Annotated in this window: 13 protein-coding genes; all 13 read right to left on the reverse strand. The window is 35.2% G+C overall.

The window, feature by feature from the left end; genetic code table 11:
• Position 1 precedes the first annotated feature (1 nt).
• The 13 genes from PKC55_RS11060 to PKC55_RS11120 all read right to left on the reverse strand — a co-directional run bounded on the left by PKC55_RS11060 (position 2) and on the right by PKC55_RS11120 (position 18,744).
• Entirely contained in the window at positions 2-1,093 is a 1,092-nt protein-coding gene (locus tag PKC55_RS11060; protein ID WP_291130717.1) for an efflux RND transporter periplasmic adaptor subunit, read from the reverse strand.
• A 5-nt stretch (positions 1,094-1,098) separates the two neighbouring features.
• Positions 1,099-2,385: a TolC family protein gene (locus tag PKC55_RS11065; RefSeq protein ID WP_291130719.1), complete on the reverse strand. Its 1,287-nt coding sequence runs from the start codon at positions 2,383-2,385 to the stop codon at positions 1,099-1,101.
• Between the two features lie 74 nt (positions 2,386-2,459).
• Positions 2,460-3,806, reverse strand: coding sequence for a sensor histidine kinase (locus tag PKC55_RS11070; protein WP_291130722.1), 1,347 nt, complete (start codon positions 3,804-3,806; stop codon positions 2,460-2,462).
• Positions 3,803-4,489, reverse strand: coding sequence for a response regulator transcription factor (locus PKC55_RS11075; protein ID WP_291130724.1), 687 nt, complete (start codon positions 4,487-4,489; stop codon positions 3,803-3,805). The genes PKC55_RS11070 and PKC55_RS11075 overlap by 4 nt, the downstream gene beginning before the upstream one ends.
• Before the next feature lie 181 nt (positions 4,490-4,670).
• Positions 4,671-5,831, reverse strand: a complete 1,161-nt coding sequence (locus tag PKC55_RS11080) for an acyltransferase family protein (RefSeq protein WP_291130726.1) — start codon at positions 5,829-5,831, stop codon at positions 4,671-4,673.
• Between the two features lie 8 nt (positions 5,832-5,839).
• Positions 5,840-7,429, reverse strand: coding sequence for a beta-N-acetylhexosaminidase (locus tag PKC55_RS11085; RefSeq protein ID WP_291130728.1), 1,590 nt, complete (start codon positions 7,427-7,429; stop codon positions 5,840-5,842).
• A gap of 1 nt (position 7,430) precedes the next feature.
• Complete coding sequence (locus PKC55_RS11090; RefSeq protein ID WP_324373032.1) at positions 7,431-9,938, reverse strand: family 20 glycosylhydrolase; 2,508 nt, start codon at positions 9,936-9,938, stop codon at positions 7,431-7,433.
• A 16-nt stretch (positions 9,939-9,954) separates the two neighbouring features.
• Positions 9,955-10,926: a TolB family protein gene (locus PKC55_RS11095; RefSeq protein WP_291130733.1), complete on the reverse strand. Its 972-nt coding sequence runs from the start codon at positions 10,924-10,926 to the stop codon at positions 9,955-9,957.
• 75 nt (positions 10,927-11,001) lie between these two features.
• Positions 11,002-12,363: a DUF5016 domain-containing protein gene (locus PKC55_RS11100; protein WP_324373034.1), complete on the reverse strand. Its 1,362-nt coding sequence runs from the start codon at positions 12,361-12,363 to the stop codon at positions 11,002-11,004.
• Positions 12,364-12,375: 12 nt separating this feature from the next.
• A complete protein-coding gene (locus PKC55_RS11105) occupies positions 12,376-13,836 on the reverse strand; it encodes a RagB/SusD family nutrient uptake outer membrane protein (protein ID WP_291130739.1) in 1,461 nt (486 codons plus the stop codon).
• 12 nt (positions 13,837-13,848) lie between these two features.
• Positions 13,849-17,118, reverse strand: a complete 3,270-nt coding sequence (locus tag PKC55_RS11110) for a TonB-dependent receptor (RefSeq protein ID WP_291130741.1) — start codon at positions 17,116-17,118, stop codon at positions 13,849-13,851.
• Between the two features lie 35 nt (positions 17,119-17,153).
• Positions 17,154-18,137 carry a FecR family protein gene (locus PKC55_RS11115; protein ID WP_291130742.1) on the reverse strand — a complete coding sequence of 328 codons (984 nt, stop codon included), beginning with the start codon at positions 18,135-18,137 and terminating at the stop codon, positions 17,154-17,156.
• Between the two features lie 64 nt (positions 18,138-18,201).
• On the reverse strand, positions 18,202-18,744 hold the full coding sequence (locus PKC55_RS11120) for an RNA polymerase sigma-70 factor (protein ID WP_291130744.1): 543 nt from the start codon (positions 18,742-18,744) through the stop codon (positions 18,202-18,204).
• Positions 18,745-18,753 lie beyond the last annotated feature (9 nt).

Genomic DNA, 18,753 nt, shown 5'->3' on the forward strand with positions numbered 1-18,753 from the left:
ATTATTTATTGTTAAGCCCTGAATATATTAGTAAATGGTTTGAGGTCACAACTTCTTCTCCTTCAGATAATCCTGATTTTATATAAGATACCTGTCCGCTATGCCCTTTTAAAAAGACCTCTCTTATCTGAAAATTACCATCGGTATTTTTTATTATAACAAAATAGTGGTCTTTATCGAATATTAATGCATCAGAAGGGATAGCTATATTTTTCTCTCCAACTTCATTTTTCAGATAAACAATAGTAGACATTCCAGGTTTCAACTTCAGGTCTTTATTCGATATAATAATTCTTGCCTTCAATACTTTATCTTCAGGGTCAAAAACCTGTGACATCAAGTTGATCTTACCTTCAAATGTTTCATTAGGATAAGACAATGTTGTAAAAATCACATTCATTCCCTCCTTTACCAGTTGTAGGTTACCGGCATATACATTAACCACTACCCACACTGTGGATAGATCGGCAATCGTAAAAAGAGTGCCGTTATCGGAAGATAATGTACTTCCTGATGTTACGTTTTTGGATACAATATATCCGGACATAGGAGCTTTTATAGAAAAGATCCCATTTCCCTTGTCTGAGCCGAATAGCTGCATATCATTTTTTACTTTTGATAAGGAAGTCTGTGTTTGTTTGAGTTTAGTTTCTATTTCCAACAACTCTTTTTCCGAAAGCATCTTGTCTTTAAACATCTCCCTGGCAGATTTAAGTTCACGCTCTATGATACGTATTTCAGCCTGTAGAGAGCTTTGCTCACTTTGTAACTCAGATAAATCCTTGCTATGAATATCTAACAGTGCTTGTCCTTTTTCAACTTTATCTCCCAATGAAAAATAAACCCTGCCAGCTACACCCTCAGTTAGAGGATAATAATTGATTACTTTATCTGAATCATATTCTACTTGTCCTGTAAGAGTCAACATTTCTATTCTTGTTTCGTATGCTGCCTTTACAGTCTTTACTGACGAATAGAAAGCTGGAACAATTTCTGCTTGTTTATCGGAATTACCTTCTCCATTCCCCGTACAGGAAACAAGCGATAAAAAAATAAGCGTTAATGTAAATAATAGAATTTTCTTTGTTATCATAATGGTTACTTATTTATTTCTGTGCCAACTGCATATTGAAACTCTACAAATGAATTGTACATGTTTTTTCGAGATAAAAGAACTATTTGTTTGTTGCTTTTATAAGATTCCATAAAATCGAGGTATTCGAGCATGCTGATATTTCTATTTAGGAAATTTTTTGTATATATACCAAGCATCTCATCCAACTCTGTTAACAAATCATTATTCTCTATTTCTTCATAAAATTTGTACGTGCGACTATAATTGGAGAAAGCCTCAGTTATTTCATGTTCAGCAATATTTTGTAGCTGCAAAGCAATAAGTTTGTTTTGCTCAATATTTACTTTAGCAGCTTTAATATTCCCTTGATTCCTATTCAAAAAGGGTAAATCGAAACTGATCCCAAATCCGATAAAATCTTTCCATACGCCTCCATATCGATCATAAGAGGCACTTAGTGTTATATCCGGAATTCGTTGTGATTTTTCGTAGATTAATGATTTTTCATAAAACAAAGTTTGCTGTTGTTCACGTTTTATATCAGGACGTAACTCGTGCGCTTTTTCGAGTAAAGACACGAGAGAGACCTGATCGGGATCAATATAATTGAAGTTTGTGTTTTCTACTTTTATGATATGAAAAGGTGAGATATTAAGTAACGATTTCAGATTTTTTTGTTGTTCATTCAAAGCTGCTTCCGTCTCATTTATTTCATTTTTAAGTTCTATTAAGCCCGATTGAAGCCTAAGCAATTCATTTTTTGCGATATTGTTTAGTTCGGCTTGTCTTTTGTAGGCAGAAATAAGTAGCTCAAGAGACTCTTGTTGAACAGATAAGACATCTTTGTATGATTGAAGGTATTCTGTTTCGTAAATTAATTTTCGAAACTCTGCTTTCAAACCTCTCAGTACATCTTCAAAATTTAAAACAGCAATTTCTCTTGAAACTTTTTGGCTGTTGATAAGCTTGTTTCGTTTATTGGCAGTTAAAATCAGTTGACTCAGTTCTATACTAAACTGTGTATTTCTAGGAAAGGCCCCCCCAAGTTCTTCTCTTTGTTTGGCGGTGCTCCATAAATTCATCGAACCGATAGATAATTGTGGATTATCCCATAGTTTTGATTGTGCAATTTCTGCCTCGGCAAGAGTGATGTTCATCTTTTCGGCTAATAGCTGTAGGTTTTGTTTTAGGAACAAAGCCTCAATTTCCACAGGAGTATACTTGAGTATTTGAAACTCTTGAGCAAAGACCGGTAATCCGAAAAATGTCAATATAAGACAGGGCAGAGTTGATAGCAGTAACTTTCTCATCTTCAAAATCTAATTTTAGATGCAAAACTAGACTCTTGAAATTAGAAAGAGATTAAACCGAGATTAGAATAGGATTAGAAATTGATATCCCAGGTAATTGTAACAGTTGTCCCTTTATTTTCCATAGATGAGATACTAATATCAGCTCCTGAAAGTTTTAATATTTTATGTGCAAGAGATAAGCCTATTCCAGCCCCCTTATATGAATGTGTATTTTGTGCTCGGTAAAAAGTGTCGAATATTTTATCTTTTTCTTTTGCCGGTATGCCAATACCTTTATCCGAGACTAAAAGATGAAAGTGGGATTTGTTTTTGATGATTTCAACTTTAACCACACCATTTGAATACTTACAAGCATTATCAATTATATTTTGGAGGGCAACAAATAACAAATGACTATTTGAGCGAATATAGAATGAATTCTCATTTTTTACGAACGAAATTCGTCCTTTATATTTAGATTGCTCTAAATAATGAATAACGAATTGCAACTCTCCTACTACATCTAATTGCTCAACATCTGATTCTGATATTTCCAAATCGGTTTGAGCTAATTGAAAAAGGTTATTTACTAATATGTTTAAACGCTCGATCTCATTTTCAATCCGTTTGATAGAACCTTTGTATTCATCCGGAGTAAATTCTTTTAGTTGCATAACTTCACACTCGCCCATAATCGCTGTTAATGGGTTTTTTAGTTCGTGTGATGCATTCGCAATAAATGTCTTCTGGGAGTTGAAGCTTATTTCTAAGCGTTCGATCATTTGGTTGAAATAACTGATAACTTGAGCTAGTTCGTCATTTCCCTTTCTCTCTATCAGCCGAAGGTGTAGGTCTTTGGGTGTTATTTCTTGCATTCTGGAAACCATATCCTGTAGAGGTTTAGTTATCATTTTTGCATTCCACCAGAGTAGACCAAAAATAATAATACTACTCACGAATAGCACTATTAACAGGATATGCTTCAGCAGACTTTTCAGGTAATCTCCTTGAATATTCTTAGCTGTAACGATAATGATAAAATTACCTTCGTTGTCGGGGTAATATATACCAACTCCGTTTAGGTTATCAATCTCGAATTTTAATTGTTCTGTTCGGAACAATTCGTCTATTTGCCTTTCATTCAAGAAAGACTGAAGCTCTACAGTAGCATCATGTCTACTATTGGCTACAATTATCCTTTCGGAGGTCTCAGGTAATAATCTTTGATATGCGTCAAGTACTTTTTGATAGGCTTGTTGACTCAGTTCATCTTTTTCAAAATGCTTTTGAGCCGTAATAAGTGCTTTATCAAGTAGAAGTGTATAGTAATTACTATCAATATTTTTTGAAGTAAGTAGATAGACAAAAATAAAAACTACCATCAAGATCACAACAGTGATAGATGTATATAAAAGGGCAAGTTTTGTTTTTATCTTCATTCTTCTTTTAATATATATCCTAATCCAATAACTGTATGAATTAGCTTATCCATTCCTTCAGGCTGAATCTTATTTCGTATATAGTTAACATATACATCTACGATATTTGTATTCGTGTCGAAATTGATATCCCATACGTTTTCTAATAGAGTTTGACGCGAAAGCACTCTATTGGGATTTTTCATGAAATACTCAAGCAATAAATATTCTTTAGCTGTAAGATAAATTATATTACCATCACGAATAGCTTGCTTCGTGTTTGTATCTAATTTTAAATTAGAAAAGTGTAAAATTTTGTCATCTTGTATTCCCGCACTGACTTTCGAACGCCTTAACAATGCATTAATCCGAGCTTCAAGTTCAACCAGCTTAAACGGCTTGATGATATAATCATCGGATCCGGCATTAAGGCCTCTTACAATATCCTCGGTTGTAGATAATGCTGTAAGCAGGATTACAGGGGTAGTATAGCCAAATTTTTGCCGATAAGCCTTACAAAGCTCCAATCCTGACATGAAAGGCATTATTATATCCATAATGATTAAATCATAATCTGTGATTTGTATTTTTTCCCATGCATGTAATCCATTATTACATATCTCTGTTTCAAATCCGCTTATATTTAAACCTCGTTCAATAAACGAACTGATATTTTGCTCGTCTTCTACAATCAGTATTTTCATCTTAAAAAGGGTAGCTTTTAAATACAAATATAAAGGATGTTTAAAAATTCTAGTATGTTTAACCTTAAGTTATTTGAAAATAAGAGATAGCAACATGAACATTTATTAAAGAAAGAAGCCCATAAAATATTTATTTCATGGGCTTCTTCTAATAACCAACTTTTCTTTTAGTTCTTCTATATTAAATCTTTATGAATATTTTCCTCTTATATAATATGTTACCAATTGTCCAAAGAATAGAGATGAAACACAAGGCATAGATTAATGACCCGAAATAATCTCCACAAATAGATTTCAAAATCTGAGTATAAAAACAATCCTTAATACTCATTACTTCTTGACAATTCAAATACATACTTTCAAGAATAGTTGCCATAACGCCTGCTAGGACATATATAAACAAAGGATTTACCCCAAACGATTCGAAAAATACCGACCACTTCTTATACCCCTTCACATCGATGATCCATATAAGCAGCGATAAGAAGGTAGCACCCAATCCACATGTAGTCAGAACAAATGTCGGAGACCAGATCTTCTTATTTATAGGACAGCCATAACTCAACAGAAAGCCAGAAAAGGTAAGTATAGCACCTATAATAAACAGGTGAAGCATCCTTTGTTGATTATCTTTTGTTTCCATCAGTATTTTCCCACAATAGAAACCGATCAACACATGACACACAGCAGGGATTGTACTCAAAATACCTTCGGGATCGAGACCGAACTCTGTATACATATGATTCAGTCCAAGAATACTCTGATCTGTCACTGCTAGGATATTGTATCTTTCGGTGGCAAATCCGTTCCCGAAAAGTAAAAGCAAGAAATAACCGACCAGCCCGACTGCAATTATATAGGGTATATACTTATGTTTTAGAAATATTGCTATCAAAGATGTTATTCCATACGTAAGTGCCAAGCGTTGCATCACACCCAGAATACGCAGATGTTCAAAATTGGTGAGGGATCTGCCCAGCCGTTCCCAAAATCCCAGGTTATCGGCAGCTAAACCATGGTATGTACCAAATGAAAGACCCAGCCAAGAAAGTCCTAAACCGATAAGAAATATAACGAATGTACGTTTCAGTATTTTTCTTAGTGTGGGAACAGAAAACTCAAAATTGAATTTCCGTAACGAGATAAAGGTAGAAACACCCATAATGAACATGAAAAACGGAAAGATAAGGTCTGTGGGAGTTAATCCATTCCACTCGGCATGTCTCAACGGAGCATATATATGCCCCCATGATCCGGGGTTGTTCACAAGTATCATTCCGGCGATGGTGATACCCCTCAAAACATCGAGAGATAAAAGGCGACTGCTAGTTTTTATTTCCATTGTATTTTTTAATAGGTATAAGAGCGATAATGTATTCCTTCTCTATCCATAATACGGTTGTGTAAACCCATTCGTTGCAAAAAATCCTGCCAGTTTCGTTTATTGCTCCATATCAGCTCACTGTAAGCTTGTAAAGCAGGATACACATGTTCTTCTAGCTTTGTCTCATTTGGAATTTCTTCTGTCCATACACAAGCCTGATAACCGATTACTTTAGATTCTGTCATGTTGGGATAATCCTTTGTTATATCAAATTCATATAATTCTTTCCATCGTTTAAATGAAGGTCTTGCACTTAGATAAAAATGGCTCCATGTCATAAAGATCATCGGATTGCCTTTCTCTACAATCATGTTCGCATTTTCATTCATCCAATCACGCCAGAAAGTCACATATACCTCCTTTTCGATATCATCGACAGCTGCATCGTCCCATACGATAATCTTTTTCCCTTTTTCCTTTAGCGACTTTTGAATTTCATTTACAAAGAAAGTCTGCAAATCGGCTGATGATTTCATTTTGTGCTTTTTCATTTGTTTTTTACAATCAGCATTCAATTCCCAAGTACCTCTTTCTACTTCATCTGCTCCAATATGTACAAAAGGTGAAGGAAATAGTTCTGCTATTTCAGAATATATGTCTTTTGCAAAATCTATAACTTTAGGATCACACGGACATATAGGATACGAAAATTCTTTACCCCAGCCGGTATTTCCGGTGCAAGACAGCCACGGATATGCTCTGATCGCAGCAGACATGTGTCCCGGCATATCTATTTCTGGTATAATTTCTATGCCATACTTTTGTGCATGTGCGATGATTTCCCGCATATCAGCTTTAGTGTAAAATCCGCCATACTTAGAGTCATTTCGAATAAAACGTTTATCTATTTGCATATCCGGATTATATTCCGATTGGCGTATACAGATCGAGTCATATTTATCAAAAGATCTCCATGCGCCGATTTCTGTTAATAGTGGATATTTATCTATTTCGATTCGCCATCCCTGATCATCGTTTAAGTGCAAATGCAGCTTGTTTATTTTATAAAATGATAAGCGTTCTATCGTTTTTAATAAATACTCTTTGGTAAAGAAATGTCGAGCTACATCCAGATGAAATCCTCGCCATCCATATCGAGGATAATCTTCTATTTCTGTAACAGGTAATTGTTTGATTTGACCTGCAGATGTGAGAGAAATAGATTCTATCATCTGATGCAAAGTTTGTATCGCCCAAAGGCTTCCGGCGGAACCGGATGCATGGATATCAATATGTACTGTGTCTATCTTAATATGATATGCTTCATCAGGTAGTTGTTTATCTACAAAGAAACGTATTAGGCTATTTTCATTCGAGTTATAAGAGACCTCTATTTTTAAGGACTCCAATAATGCTTTTTCAAGTATGCTTTTGGCATTCTCATCTATATCGTTGCTTATCGTTATTACCGATGGCAAACGTAGAAATAGATTAGAGTATATCTCTTTTTGAGGCTTTGGTATCAATTGAGGGGTTTCACAATTTAATTTCTGAGAAAACCCGCCCTGTGTCTGTATAATAAAACACAGACACAAGAGGAATATTCTAAACTTCATCTTATTTGTATTTGTATAATGTGGTTACACTTTCTCGTCCACAATAAAAAGCTTTTGCCCTTATTTCTTTTGCATTACAAGTTATAGGTTCAGTCCAAAGAGTAGAATTAACTGTAGGTTCCGATCCATCTATTGTATACCTGATTTCAGCATTAGGAATAGATGTATTTACATGTAATTTGCCATCGATCATCTCTATGCCGGGATGAGCAATACGAAATTTAATATCCAGAAGATTAAGGCGAGGCAACTCGTACTCAGTTATCTTTCTGTTATATAGGCGCAATGCATCTGTATATTTATCGCTTAACAGCTCTTTCTGCCATTCAGGATGAGTATTCCAAGCTCTCTCTATAAGACCAAACATCTTAGGAAACAAATAGTATTCAACCATATCAAAATTGCGTATGGTTTCTGCCCATAATTGTCCTTGCATGCCTTTTATTTCGTTATAGGCATTTGGTGATAAAGCTATTTTTTTGTTAGATACCTTTGTTATATCTATCCGATTACCACTCATATCTGATCGTACAGACTTATATATATCATATGGTACAACATTAAACGAATTATACTCATTTACAAAACCGCCCCAATAAGCTCCGGGTTCATTTTCGTGTTTGTTATATGATAAGTCAAAATACAAATTGGTAACATTGCATAAAATAATAGGATAACCGGCATTAGCCAATCTGTAAGGAATCTCATCTCCATTCCATTCGGGAACTGTATTCCAGCAATAACTTAAAACATTATCTTCGGAAAACTTCTTATTTACCGTTTCATCAGGTAATAAACCAACTTCCTGCCATGCGCCGAGTTGTATATTCTTTTCTTTAAAGAAAGGGATGATCTGTTCAATAAAATAGTCCTTCAACTCTCTCGTTTCCTTGAAGCCTTTCTCCTTCATAAATGTCATTGCAATATCCGAACCTTCCCAAGCTCCATGGGGAACTTCATCACCCCCCAGATGTAAAACAGATAATTCCATTCCGGCATCTTTATACATCAAATCTACTTCGTTTACAACCTTTTTCACAAAGCTATATACTGATGGTAGAGCTACATTGATAACATTATCAGTATAACTTTGCGCCGAGATATAACGTGATGTATCTGCAAAATCAGTAAGCAAATATTCTTCTGCCTTCTTTTTATCAGATTTTATATATTTATAATAGCGAGTATTCATAGCCTTAATCGCTGCTCGTGCATGCCCGGGTAGATCTATTTCGGGGATAACTCTAATATGATGCTTCTGTGCATATTTAAGGATTTCTATAAAGTCGCTTCTAGTAAAATAACCATTTCCTATCGAATTTTCATCATTAGCATCCCAGCCACTTCCATAGGCAGGATATAGACATTCCTTCTCGTCAAGAGTATGACCTCGGCGAGCTCCAACTGTTGTCAGTTCCTCTAAACCGGGAATTTCTATCCGCCAACCTTCATCGTCTGTCAAATGTAAATGTAAAACGCTCATTTTATACATTGATAAAAGATCTATAAGCTTCAAGATATTTTCTTTAGAAGAAAAATTACGAGCAACGTCTAACATTTGACCTCGATACTCGAGATCGGGATAATCAGATATACTTACATTCGGTAAGCTATATGGTAAATCTTTACTATGTATAAATGCTAAAAGCGTTTGAACCCCGTTAAAAATTGCATGAGGTGTATTTCCGGTAATTTCAATGGAACCATTATTCAGTTCCATTTGATAGTATTCTTTATTTTTGTCTACATACGATTCTTTTCTCAGATTTATAGTTACAGCAGCCTTATCTACAATATTGCAGTCATATAGTTTTTCAAGCTTTTCTTTCAATAGATTTGCTTCATTCGCAAACGTTGGATCATATTTCAGCCTAACATCTTTTGTAAAGGAAAATTCTCCGCCATTATCTTTCACATCTTTCAGCGATGGGAAGATATCCGTTTTCTTTAAAGGTACTTGCCCTGAAAAAATTAGATTACTTTCATAAACCATTTTTCCATCAGGATATGGCAACTCACTCTCTCCTACTCTTGACCATTGATAATCATAAAGAAAAGGTTTGGAATTGATAACAACACTATACGGTACAGACTCTTTTCCTTTTTCATCGAGCATAGTAATGTATGCACCTTCCGGTGCTCCTGCATTTTTCAGAATACTTCCTGCACAACGAAATGTTATCTTTAAAGTATCACCCGAAGCTAAAGGACGATATGAAGATGATGGTGCAATCTTGTAATAAGTAGAACTGATTTGCTGCACAATGACAGGCGATGTCGGCTCAGTCTTTACAGCTGCCGGCATCTGATTATAGTAGATAATCCAATTTTCCCGTAAGGAATCATTGCTATGATTTATAAGATAAAATGTATTTTCATAATATCCGGGCTCTATTCCATTTCTACCCATTTCCCACATTAATGAGACAGGGGATTTGTTTAGATTCTTCTGATTTATACATGCCGACATTATAAACATAGAAGTAATCAGATAAATAATGTATTTCATGTCTTAAAAACTTTCTTTATTTTTGAATATAGACACACGGTCCCAGTTCATTTTTCGCAGTGTTTATATTTTTATTATAGTCTGTCATCGGAAAAATTTCTCCCGATACAACATTTGCAATATATAGATCATATCCTCCAAGGCTTCCGGTACGTGTGCTACAGATAATAACCCAATCATTGTTTACCGGATAAGCATCAGAATAATCACCGTCTGTATTATTAAAAGGGAGGCGTTTACTTTTCAATCCGCTCCAAAATCCACGATATACTTGATCTACACGGTTTGTTTCGGAATACCCCACAGAATAATAGAATGATGTTTCATCCGCATTTATAGGATAATAATCCTGAACTTTAGGTGCATCATAAAGTGTTTTTATAGATTTACTTTTAATATCGATTACAACAATAGAAGATGTTGCTCCATCGCCTTTCGAACAAATAAGCTTTGTCCCATCGGCATTATAGTAAGGCATCGAATAATCTACAGGACTAAGTTTTGTTACTTTACCTGTTTCCAAATTGAGTTCGGCAACCCTAAAGTCTTGTTTGAAAGCTATACGTTTACCATCAGGGGAAAATTTAGGATCTTCATCTCTTGTTCCGTCATATGGTGTAAGATTTACAGGCTGTGCTGTTCCCGAAAGATCGTATAAAAAGATATCCCACGTATTTGTGTCTTCTCCTATTCCCATAAAAGTGATTTGTTTACCATCGGGAGAAAAATGCGCATTCATAGCGTTGCGTATTTTCCAGTTTTCACTTATACATTTCAATTCATTTGTACCAAAATCATAAATGTACATTTTAGAATCTTCAGTTTCATAGGTTGTATAATTGTGATATACTAGTTTGCCTTTTAAGGTTGGGGCCTCGGTTATAACAGGAGGTGTCTCTGTTTTGTTATTATCATCGTTATCATTGCAGCTAAATAGAGAGAGTCCTAAACTGCATATTATCAAAAGTTTTAACCAATATGTATTCATTGTATTATATTTTATTTTAGTGGCTCTGATGACAGAATTTCATTTGCATCATGATCAGAGCCACTGTTATTATTATCAAGGAAGTCTTTTAAAATCAACTTTAGATTTGTTCAAACCATCAGAAACATCTAGTGTAATACGGTAATAACCCGGAATAAAACCTTCACCTCCGACCAAATCTGCCATGCTTCCGCCAGCTGCGCTCACTCCGGATGAATCTCCGGTAAATAAGTCATTCGAAAAAACAGCGAATTGGGCATCCCATGTACGATTACTAAATATTTGGATATCAAACCCTCCCCAATCATGCTGATCTGACAGATAAACAGTTGCCTGATACTTATTTGGTTCTAAAAGGCGCATGTAAGCTAACTGTTTCACATCATTGAGATCCCATCCTATAGAATTAAATGCACTATTCCAAGTAGGAGATGAAGAAAATCCATGTCCAATGATCCAATATGTAGCTGGAGCCACATCTGTCATCCTGTTAACCCATATATAGTTATACTCCAATGAATAATACACATCCCACTTGCCGGATTCACCTATAAATTTGTATGTCTTTGTTTCAGCATTATATTCGAAAAAGTCTCTATTGTAAGCTTGTTCTATATTATCAATACCTGATATAGAAAATTCTTGTCCTTTGGTAAAGTTTACACTTGCATACAAGTAATTTCCGGAAGCCATCATCTGTACATTATTTACCTTGATGACCAGTCTCAAGCCCTCTATATCAAAATTGAAAGAAAATGCATCGAATATAATTTTCTTAACAAGCCAGTTACTATATGAAAATTTAATGTCGCTGCCAAATCTATCTCCAATAGATGCTACATTATCATCAATACCTGCATTCCATACATAATTGGCTTGTGCAGGGTCTTCAGATGTTGCTATTTTAGTACTGAAAGTACTTGGATATCCTCCTTCTTCCGATTCATAGATGTATGGAGTATTTTCTTTTGCATGCAACTCTATTACAGATTTATCACTTAATATAAGATAGAGAGTCTCTGGTAACTCGGGCCGGATAGCTTTAAGTGTTTTTTGCTCTTTAGTTTCACCTCCATCCACATTTATCAAAGTGAAATTGACTTTCAGCTCATCTCCTGTAGCAATATTGGAAGTAAATGGCACAAACAAAGAAATATTATCTAGCGATACAGAATTACCTTTTGTTCTTATAGACTTACTACTGATAACAACATCGTTGGCCACTAATTCTACCTCGAGAGTAGAAAGAGGACGAACTGCATCGCTCACTTTCGCATCAAAATAAATAGAATCTCCTAACTTAATATTTTCGTTGCCCTTTATTGCCAGCGACTCAATAACTGGTACTACGATTGTAGAACTGTCATCATTGTCACTACATGATACGAAAATGGCAGATATAAAAATCAATAAAAATAATATTTTAAATGTCTTCATAATATTCATTTTTTAATAACCCGGATTTTGTGTTAGGTTGGGATTTGAATCTTTCTCTGTCTGAGGCACAGGCCATAGTTTATGAAATTCTTCTAGGTTTGGGAAAAGTAATTTTCCATTTTTGTCTTTATGTTGACGCATAACTTCCACCATTCTGTCATTGCGTAACAGATCATACCAGCGTTGTCCTTCCAAAGCAAGCTCAAATTGACGTTCTTGTTCAACGGATAAACGAGCATCTCCTTGAGATAAAGTTGTTGATAATTTCTTTAATCCGGCACGATCGCGAATCGTATTTACAATATTCATAGCTTCGCTAATCTTATTTAATTCAACTAATGCTTCAGCTTTAAGGAGAAGTATGTCTGCTAATCGCATTAATATAATCTCTGAATCTTTTTGGCGGATTTTATTTGCAATAGGATAATTGCTTGACGGGAAGTAGGTATCATATGGTACTTCTTTATAAACAATTGTTGATCCAAAGCGTTTGTCATCAGGGTTGAATTTAGAGATCAGATCATGTGTCGGTGTACAGTAGCGGCGCCATGTAATAGAACCATCTTCTTCACTGTACAATACCCAATATGCCCAGTTGGGTGAGGTAGCATCATAATATACTTCAAAGATGCTTTCTGTTGTATATTTATTTGCCGGATTCCATAAATCATCATAGTTTGTCACTAATTTATAACCATCTGCAATCACTTTATCACATAGTTCTACAACTTTAGAATAGTTACGTCCAGACTTTTCTCCTCGAGTAGCGTATACTTTTGCCAACAAACCATTTGCTGCTCCTTTGGTCGCTTTAAATGCACCTTGCGACAAACTACCCAAATCTGGGATAGCTTCTTCCAAATCTTTTATTATCTGTGCATAGATATCGTCTGAAGGAGTACGTGCAGGATATAGTTTAGGGTATAGTTCTTCTAAATTCTCGGCCGTAATAGCAGGTATCAATTCTATCATCAGAGGGGCATCGCCCCATATTCTTACAATATCGAAATATGCATAAGCTCTTATAAACTTAGCTTCGGCAATAATTCGTTTGCGAGTAGCATCATCAATATTTGTTTTCATCAAACGTGTATTTTCTATTACACTTGTTGCTGCTCCTCCCATTTCATAATATTGAGCCCACATCAGTTTGGTTTTCGAGTTCATAGATGTTACCCTGATACCGTCCACTTCTTCACCCGGAACTCCATCACCTCCGGCATAGCAATTGTCTGACTGGATATCCCCATAACTGAAATTCTCAAATTGAAAAATATCTTGTTTAAATTTATTATAAGCACCGTTTAGTTCGGCTTCAGCATCCGTTACTGATGTATATTTAGATTCCAGATTAGAAGAACTCTGCGGATCTCCTGTAAAATCAGATAAAGGTTCATTGTCTAGAAAATCGCCACAGGAATAGGTGATAAATAGACATGATATAAAGGCTAATAATTTTATATTTGTTTTCATTGCTTTATATTTTTAGAATTCTACATTAAGACCAAATATTACGGATTTATTTTGAGGATATGTTCCATAATCGACACCTAATTCGACTGCACTTGCATCATAAGCATTTACTTCAGGATCGTATCCGCTATATTTTGTCCATGTCCATAGATTTTGAGCTGTTATATATGGTTGAAGTTTTCTGATTCCTGCTTTTTTCAGAAAGTTGAACTTCGGGCTAAAATCATAAGATAGTGTTATATTCTTCAGTCGCAGATATGAGCCATCTTCAACAAAGCGGGAAGAGTTATAAATATTCTCTATATTTCCAGGACGAGGTACTTCTGTTACCATACCGGGACGTTTCCATCTCTTTAAGACATCAGTAGATTGATTACGAAAGTCCATCATACCTGTCATATCAATCTTTGATGCGTTGAAAATATCATTTCCGTATGATCCTTGAAAGAATACCGATAAGTTAAAGTTTGCATACGAGAAAGTGTTTGTCAGACCAAAAACAAATAAGGGCTGTGCATCTCCTATTTTAGTTCGGTCTTCAGGATCTATTATTCCGTTCTCATTTCTATCTTCATAGATGATATTACCTGTTTCCGGATCTACTCCTTTTGATACATATCCGTAAAATGTTCCCAATGAATTTCCTTCTTTTAATATAATAGCAGGTTGTTCGGTAGTATAAGTAGTTGCATAATAGTACACTTTGTTTAAACCAAGCTTGGTTACTTCATTCTTGTTGAATGAAATATTAAAATCAGTATTCCATTTAAAGTTCTTAGCATCTATGCTTCGTGCAGATACAGCTATTTCAAGACCTTTATTTTTCATTTCAGCATCATTGCGAGCAATTCCTCCGGGTATATTGGCATAACTAGGTAGATAAACAGTTAACAACATGTCTTTTGTATATTTATAGTATGCATCAAAAGTGAAGATGAGTCTCGAATTAAACATACTGAGATCAATACCTACGTTTGTTTGGGTCGTTTTTTCCCATGTAAGCTCTCTGTTACCAGGAGTTTTCAAATAAAGAGACAAACCAGGTAATGAATTATCAGTAGTAGGAGGTATTCTTCCTGCTGCATATTGCGCTCGCCATGAATAATTGCCAATTCCTTCCTGATTACCATTAAGCCCCCACCCTGCTCTGAGCTTCAAGTCTGAAATGACATCTGCTGTACCGGCCATAAAGGACTCACTAGAAATACGCCATCCGGCAGAAAATGAAGGGAAAACACCCCATCTCTTTCCGGGTGCAAACTTAGAGGAACCATCGGCTCGCATATTAGCACTGATCAGATATTTGCTTTCGAAATCGTATGCCACACGTCCAAGAAACGAGGCAAGAGTCCACTCCGATGCATAGCTCCATGTAGCATCTTTGTCAATGATGTTAGCGGCAGAGAAAGAGCGAATATTAGGATAAGAACTAAGTAAATCGTATCCTGCAAGATTTCCTTCCTCAGATTTAGCTTTTTGTAGTGTGGCTCCTCCAAGAATTGATAAATTGTGCTTGTTCTTAAATTTGTTTTGGTATGTTACAAGGTTTTCCCATAGCCATTCAAAATCCTTAGAACTTTCTTCCTCTACACGACCTTTAGTAGATCGTCCGTCAGAGTTGGATGTAGGGTCTAGAAAATATAAGCCTCTAGAGTTCGTTTCGTCTATTCCAAAACTTGTTTTGTAATGCAAGTTTTTTGCAAGAGTAAAGTCGAGGTTGAGGGACCCAATCAGACGGCTTCTGTCGTAAGTCTGATCTGCAGCATTAGCAGCAAATGGACTTAATATACGTGCTCCATACGCAAATTCATCATATTGTCCGGGATTATCAGAATCCCACTTTTGAATATAAGGAGGAGTATTTATTACCGAAAGGATTGATCCGGCTCTCATTGCACTTCTGTTTTCATAGACCTTGCTTCCTTTTGTTTTGGTATAGGCAAGGTTTAGTCCCATTTTAAGCCAGTCTGTTTGCTGATTATCAATGTTCGTTCTGAAATTATAACGTTTAAAATTTGACTTTTTAACAATACCTTGTTCATCCAAATAACCCGCAGAAGCAAAGTACTGAAGTTTATCAGTTCCACTGGTTAATGACAACTGATAGTTTTGATTACTACCGGTTCCGTAAAATGCATCAGTCCAATTTGTATAACGAGTTTCTTCATCAGGGATAGAGACAGGTGTATCTGTGTACTTGTTTAGATCTTTGATATAATCTTTATACTGTTCAGTGTTCAATGCATTTATTTTATTTCCCAGCTTCGAAAATCCAACATACGAACTAAAGCTCACAGAACGTACGCCAGCCTTCCCTCTTTTAGTAGTAATAAGCACAACACCATTAGCAGCTCTTGCTCCATAGATAGCAGCAGATGAAGCATCTTTAAGTATTTGCATACTTTCTATATCATTTGCACTAAGATTAGAAATAGTCGTCATTGGAGTGCCATCCACTACATATAGCGGCTCATTTCCAGCCTGTATAGATGTTGCACCTCTGACTCTGATAGATAGTTCAGAACCCGGCTGACCTGAGGGTTGAACAACCTGTACTCCGGCAGCTCTTCCTTGTATAGCCTGAGCTGCTGAAATAATTGGACGCTCTGAAATATCTTCCGTAGATACTACAGCAACAGCAGTCGTCAAATCCTTCTTTTTTACAGTATTGTAACCTATAACAACTACTTCTTCCAACTCCTTATTATTCTCTTGTAGTTTGACTTGTATATGCGAGTTTTTACCAACAGTAATACGTTGTGATGCATATCCCACATAAGAGATCAATAAAACAGATTTTTCGTCTTTTACTGAGATAGAGAAACTACCATCCAAATCTGTGATTGTTCCATTATTTGTTCCTTCTTGCACTACACTTACTCCAATCAAAGGCTCTCCTTGATTGTCAATAACTGTTCCCTGTACTGTTTTTCCCTGTGCTACAATGTTATGCTGAGTAAGGTCAGAGTCCTTTTTTTGTTTCGAAACAATGATTATATGTTTCTGCTTAATTGTATAGCTACAATTCTCATTTTTCAGAACCTGTTTAAGAGCGTCTTCCAAAGATAAATTACGAATTGATATCGAGAGTTTTTTTTCTACATCAAGATCCGTTTCATCAAATCCGACAGAATAGCCACTTTGTTTTTCTATTTCATACAATGCAGCCCTGATTGTGATATTATTATTCACAATATTAATGTTGGACTGCGCCCAAACATGGCTCAAACAAGACAATAGAAGTACTGTAAGCCATGTATAAACATGCTTTCTTTTCAACATTAGAGTATAAATTTTAAAGGTTAATTAATTGCTTTTCAATATATATATATAGTATTGCTTTTTATCTTATAATTGAAGTCCCGGATAATTTCTTTTAGTATGTCCAAGGTTTCCGGCAGGGTTTCTTCAGGAGAGAAACGTACCGTAAATGTCCTTCCTTCATATTTACCCGCATCAAAGTGTATAACTACATCATAGCGTTTTTCTATAGCATGCAGAATATCACCAAAAGAGGCTTCCTGAAATATTAAATATCCATCTTTCCACATTGCTACTCTCTTTGCATCCACAATTTGTTTCGATAAATATTGAGTTTTATTATCATATATAATTTGCTCATTCGGCTTCAATATCATAGATTGTACAGGGCCCGTTTTTGTTTCTACTTTTATCTTACCCTCTTCTAATGTTGCTGTTATTTTGGGTAAGTCTAAATAAGCCCGAACATTAAATATTGTGCCCAATGCTTCAATATTCAAATTGTTTGTACTTACGATAAAACGTTTATCCGGATTTTTAGTTACGGAGAAATTAGCTTCACCATTGAGATAAATAGTGCGTGTATCTCCTACAAATTTTTCGGGATATATTATTATTGATCCTGAATTTACCCATACCTTACTGCTATCCGGTAAAACAATTAATTTTTTTTCGCCATAAGGAACAAAGCATTCTACCATATTCACATTTTTAACTGAATATTTCTGTGTCAGGAAATATGTAAGATATGAACATAGTATAGGAATCATAATCATGGCAGCAATACGCACAATGTAAGAGTAATTGATTCGCTTAATTCTGTTTCCTGCATTCATTTTTTGATGCAAAAGCTCTAAATCTCTTATTGTAGATTCATCAGCCTCCGCATTTATATTATTCCATATATTCTCAAGAGATGCATTTTTATCTTCAACATTGTCTGAATTTAGCAGCCATTGTCTGAATTTATACTGAACATTCTTGGGAAGAATATTCTCAGTATATCTTCTTATAAGTAGATCGATGTGCTTTTTATGCATTTCTTTGGCTTTTATTACTTAGACTGTAATAAGGAAATAAACACGTAGTCGGTAATTCTTTTTTTTAGTAAAAAAAGAAAATTATGTTCATGAGTAGTTTTCTAATATCTTTTAATGCACTGGAAATGTGGGTCTCTACCGTTCTTTTGCTAATTTCTAATTTTATAGAAATTTCCTCGTTTGTGAATCCTTCTTTACGGCTCATTTTATATATTTTCTTTCGTTGCTCAGGCATTGATTCAACTAATGTATCAATAAGCATTTCCAAATCACGAGCCTCAATTGACTCTTCCAATGAATCGAAGTCTTTTATTTTATATCCCCCATCGTAATCATCAAAGAGTGTATTCTCCTTAAAAAAATCGAAGACCGCATTTTTGGACATTTGGAATAAATATGTTCTGAAATATTGAATTTCGGGGAGTTTCTCTCTATTATTCCATATTTTAAGAAATATATCTTGAGATAAATCTCGAGCATCTTCTTCATTCTTGACTAAGCTCATTATAAAATTTTTCACTCGAGGATAATGAAGAATAAAAAGAGAATCGAAAGCTTTTGTATTTCCTTTCGAAATATTTAAAAGATACTCTTTTTCTATGTCCATACGATGATC

It is taken from the genome of Dysgonomonas sp., assembly GCF_035323175.1.
Classification (GTDB): domain Bacteria; phylum Bacteroidota; class Bacteroidia; order Bacteroidales; family Dysgonomonadaceae; genus Dysgonomonas.

Coding starts and splice junctions, on each gene's coding strand:
- PKC55_RS11060 (WP_291130717.1), bottom strand. CDS start 1,093: ATGATAACAAAGAAAATTCTATTATTTACATTAACGCTTATTTTTTTA.
- PKC55_RS11065 (WP_291130719.1), bottom strand. CDS start 2,385: ATGAGAAAGTTACTGCTATCAACTCTGCCCTGTCTTATATTGACATTT.
- PKC55_RS11070 (WP_291130722.1), bottom strand. CDS start 3,806: ATGAAGATAAAAACAAAACTTGCCCTTTTATATACATCTATCACTGTT.
- PKC55_RS11075 (WP_291130724.1), bottom strand. CDS start 4,489: ATGAAAATACTGATTGTAGAAGACGAGCAAAATATCAGTTCGTTTATT.
- PKC55_RS11080 (WP_291130726.1), bottom strand. CDS start 5,831: ATGGAAATAAAAACTAGCAGTCGCCTTTTATCTCTCGATGTTTTGAGG.
- PKC55_RS11085 (WP_291130728.1), bottom strand. CDS start 7,429: ATGAAGTTTAGAATATTCCTCTTGTGTCTGTGTTTTATTATACAGACA.
- PKC55_RS11090 (WP_324373032.1), bottom strand. CDS start 9,938: ATGAAATACATTATTTATCTGATTACTTCTATGTTTATAATGTCGGCA.
- PKC55_RS11095 (WP_291130733.1), bottom strand. CDS start 10,926: ATGAATACATATTGGTTAAAACTTTTGATAATATGCAGTTTAGGACTC.
- PKC55_RS11100 (WP_324373034.1), bottom strand. CDS start 12,363: ATGAAGACATTTAAAATATTATTTTTATTGATTTTTATATCTGCCATT.
- PKC55_RS11105 (WP_291130739.1), bottom strand. CDS start 13,836: ATGAAAACAAATATAAAATTATTAGCCTTTATATCATGTCTATTTATC.
- PKC55_RS11110 (WP_291130741.1), bottom strand. CDS start 17,118: ATGTTGAAAAGAAAGCATGTTTATACATGGCTTACAGTACTTCTATTG.
- PKC55_RS11115 (WP_291130742.1), bottom strand. CDS start 18,137: ATGCATAAAAAGCACATCGATCTACTTATAAGAAGATATACTGAGAAT.
- PKC55_RS11120 (WP_291130744.1), bottom strand. CDS start 18,744: ATGGACATAGAAAAAGAGTATCTTTTAAATATTTCGAAAGGAAATACA.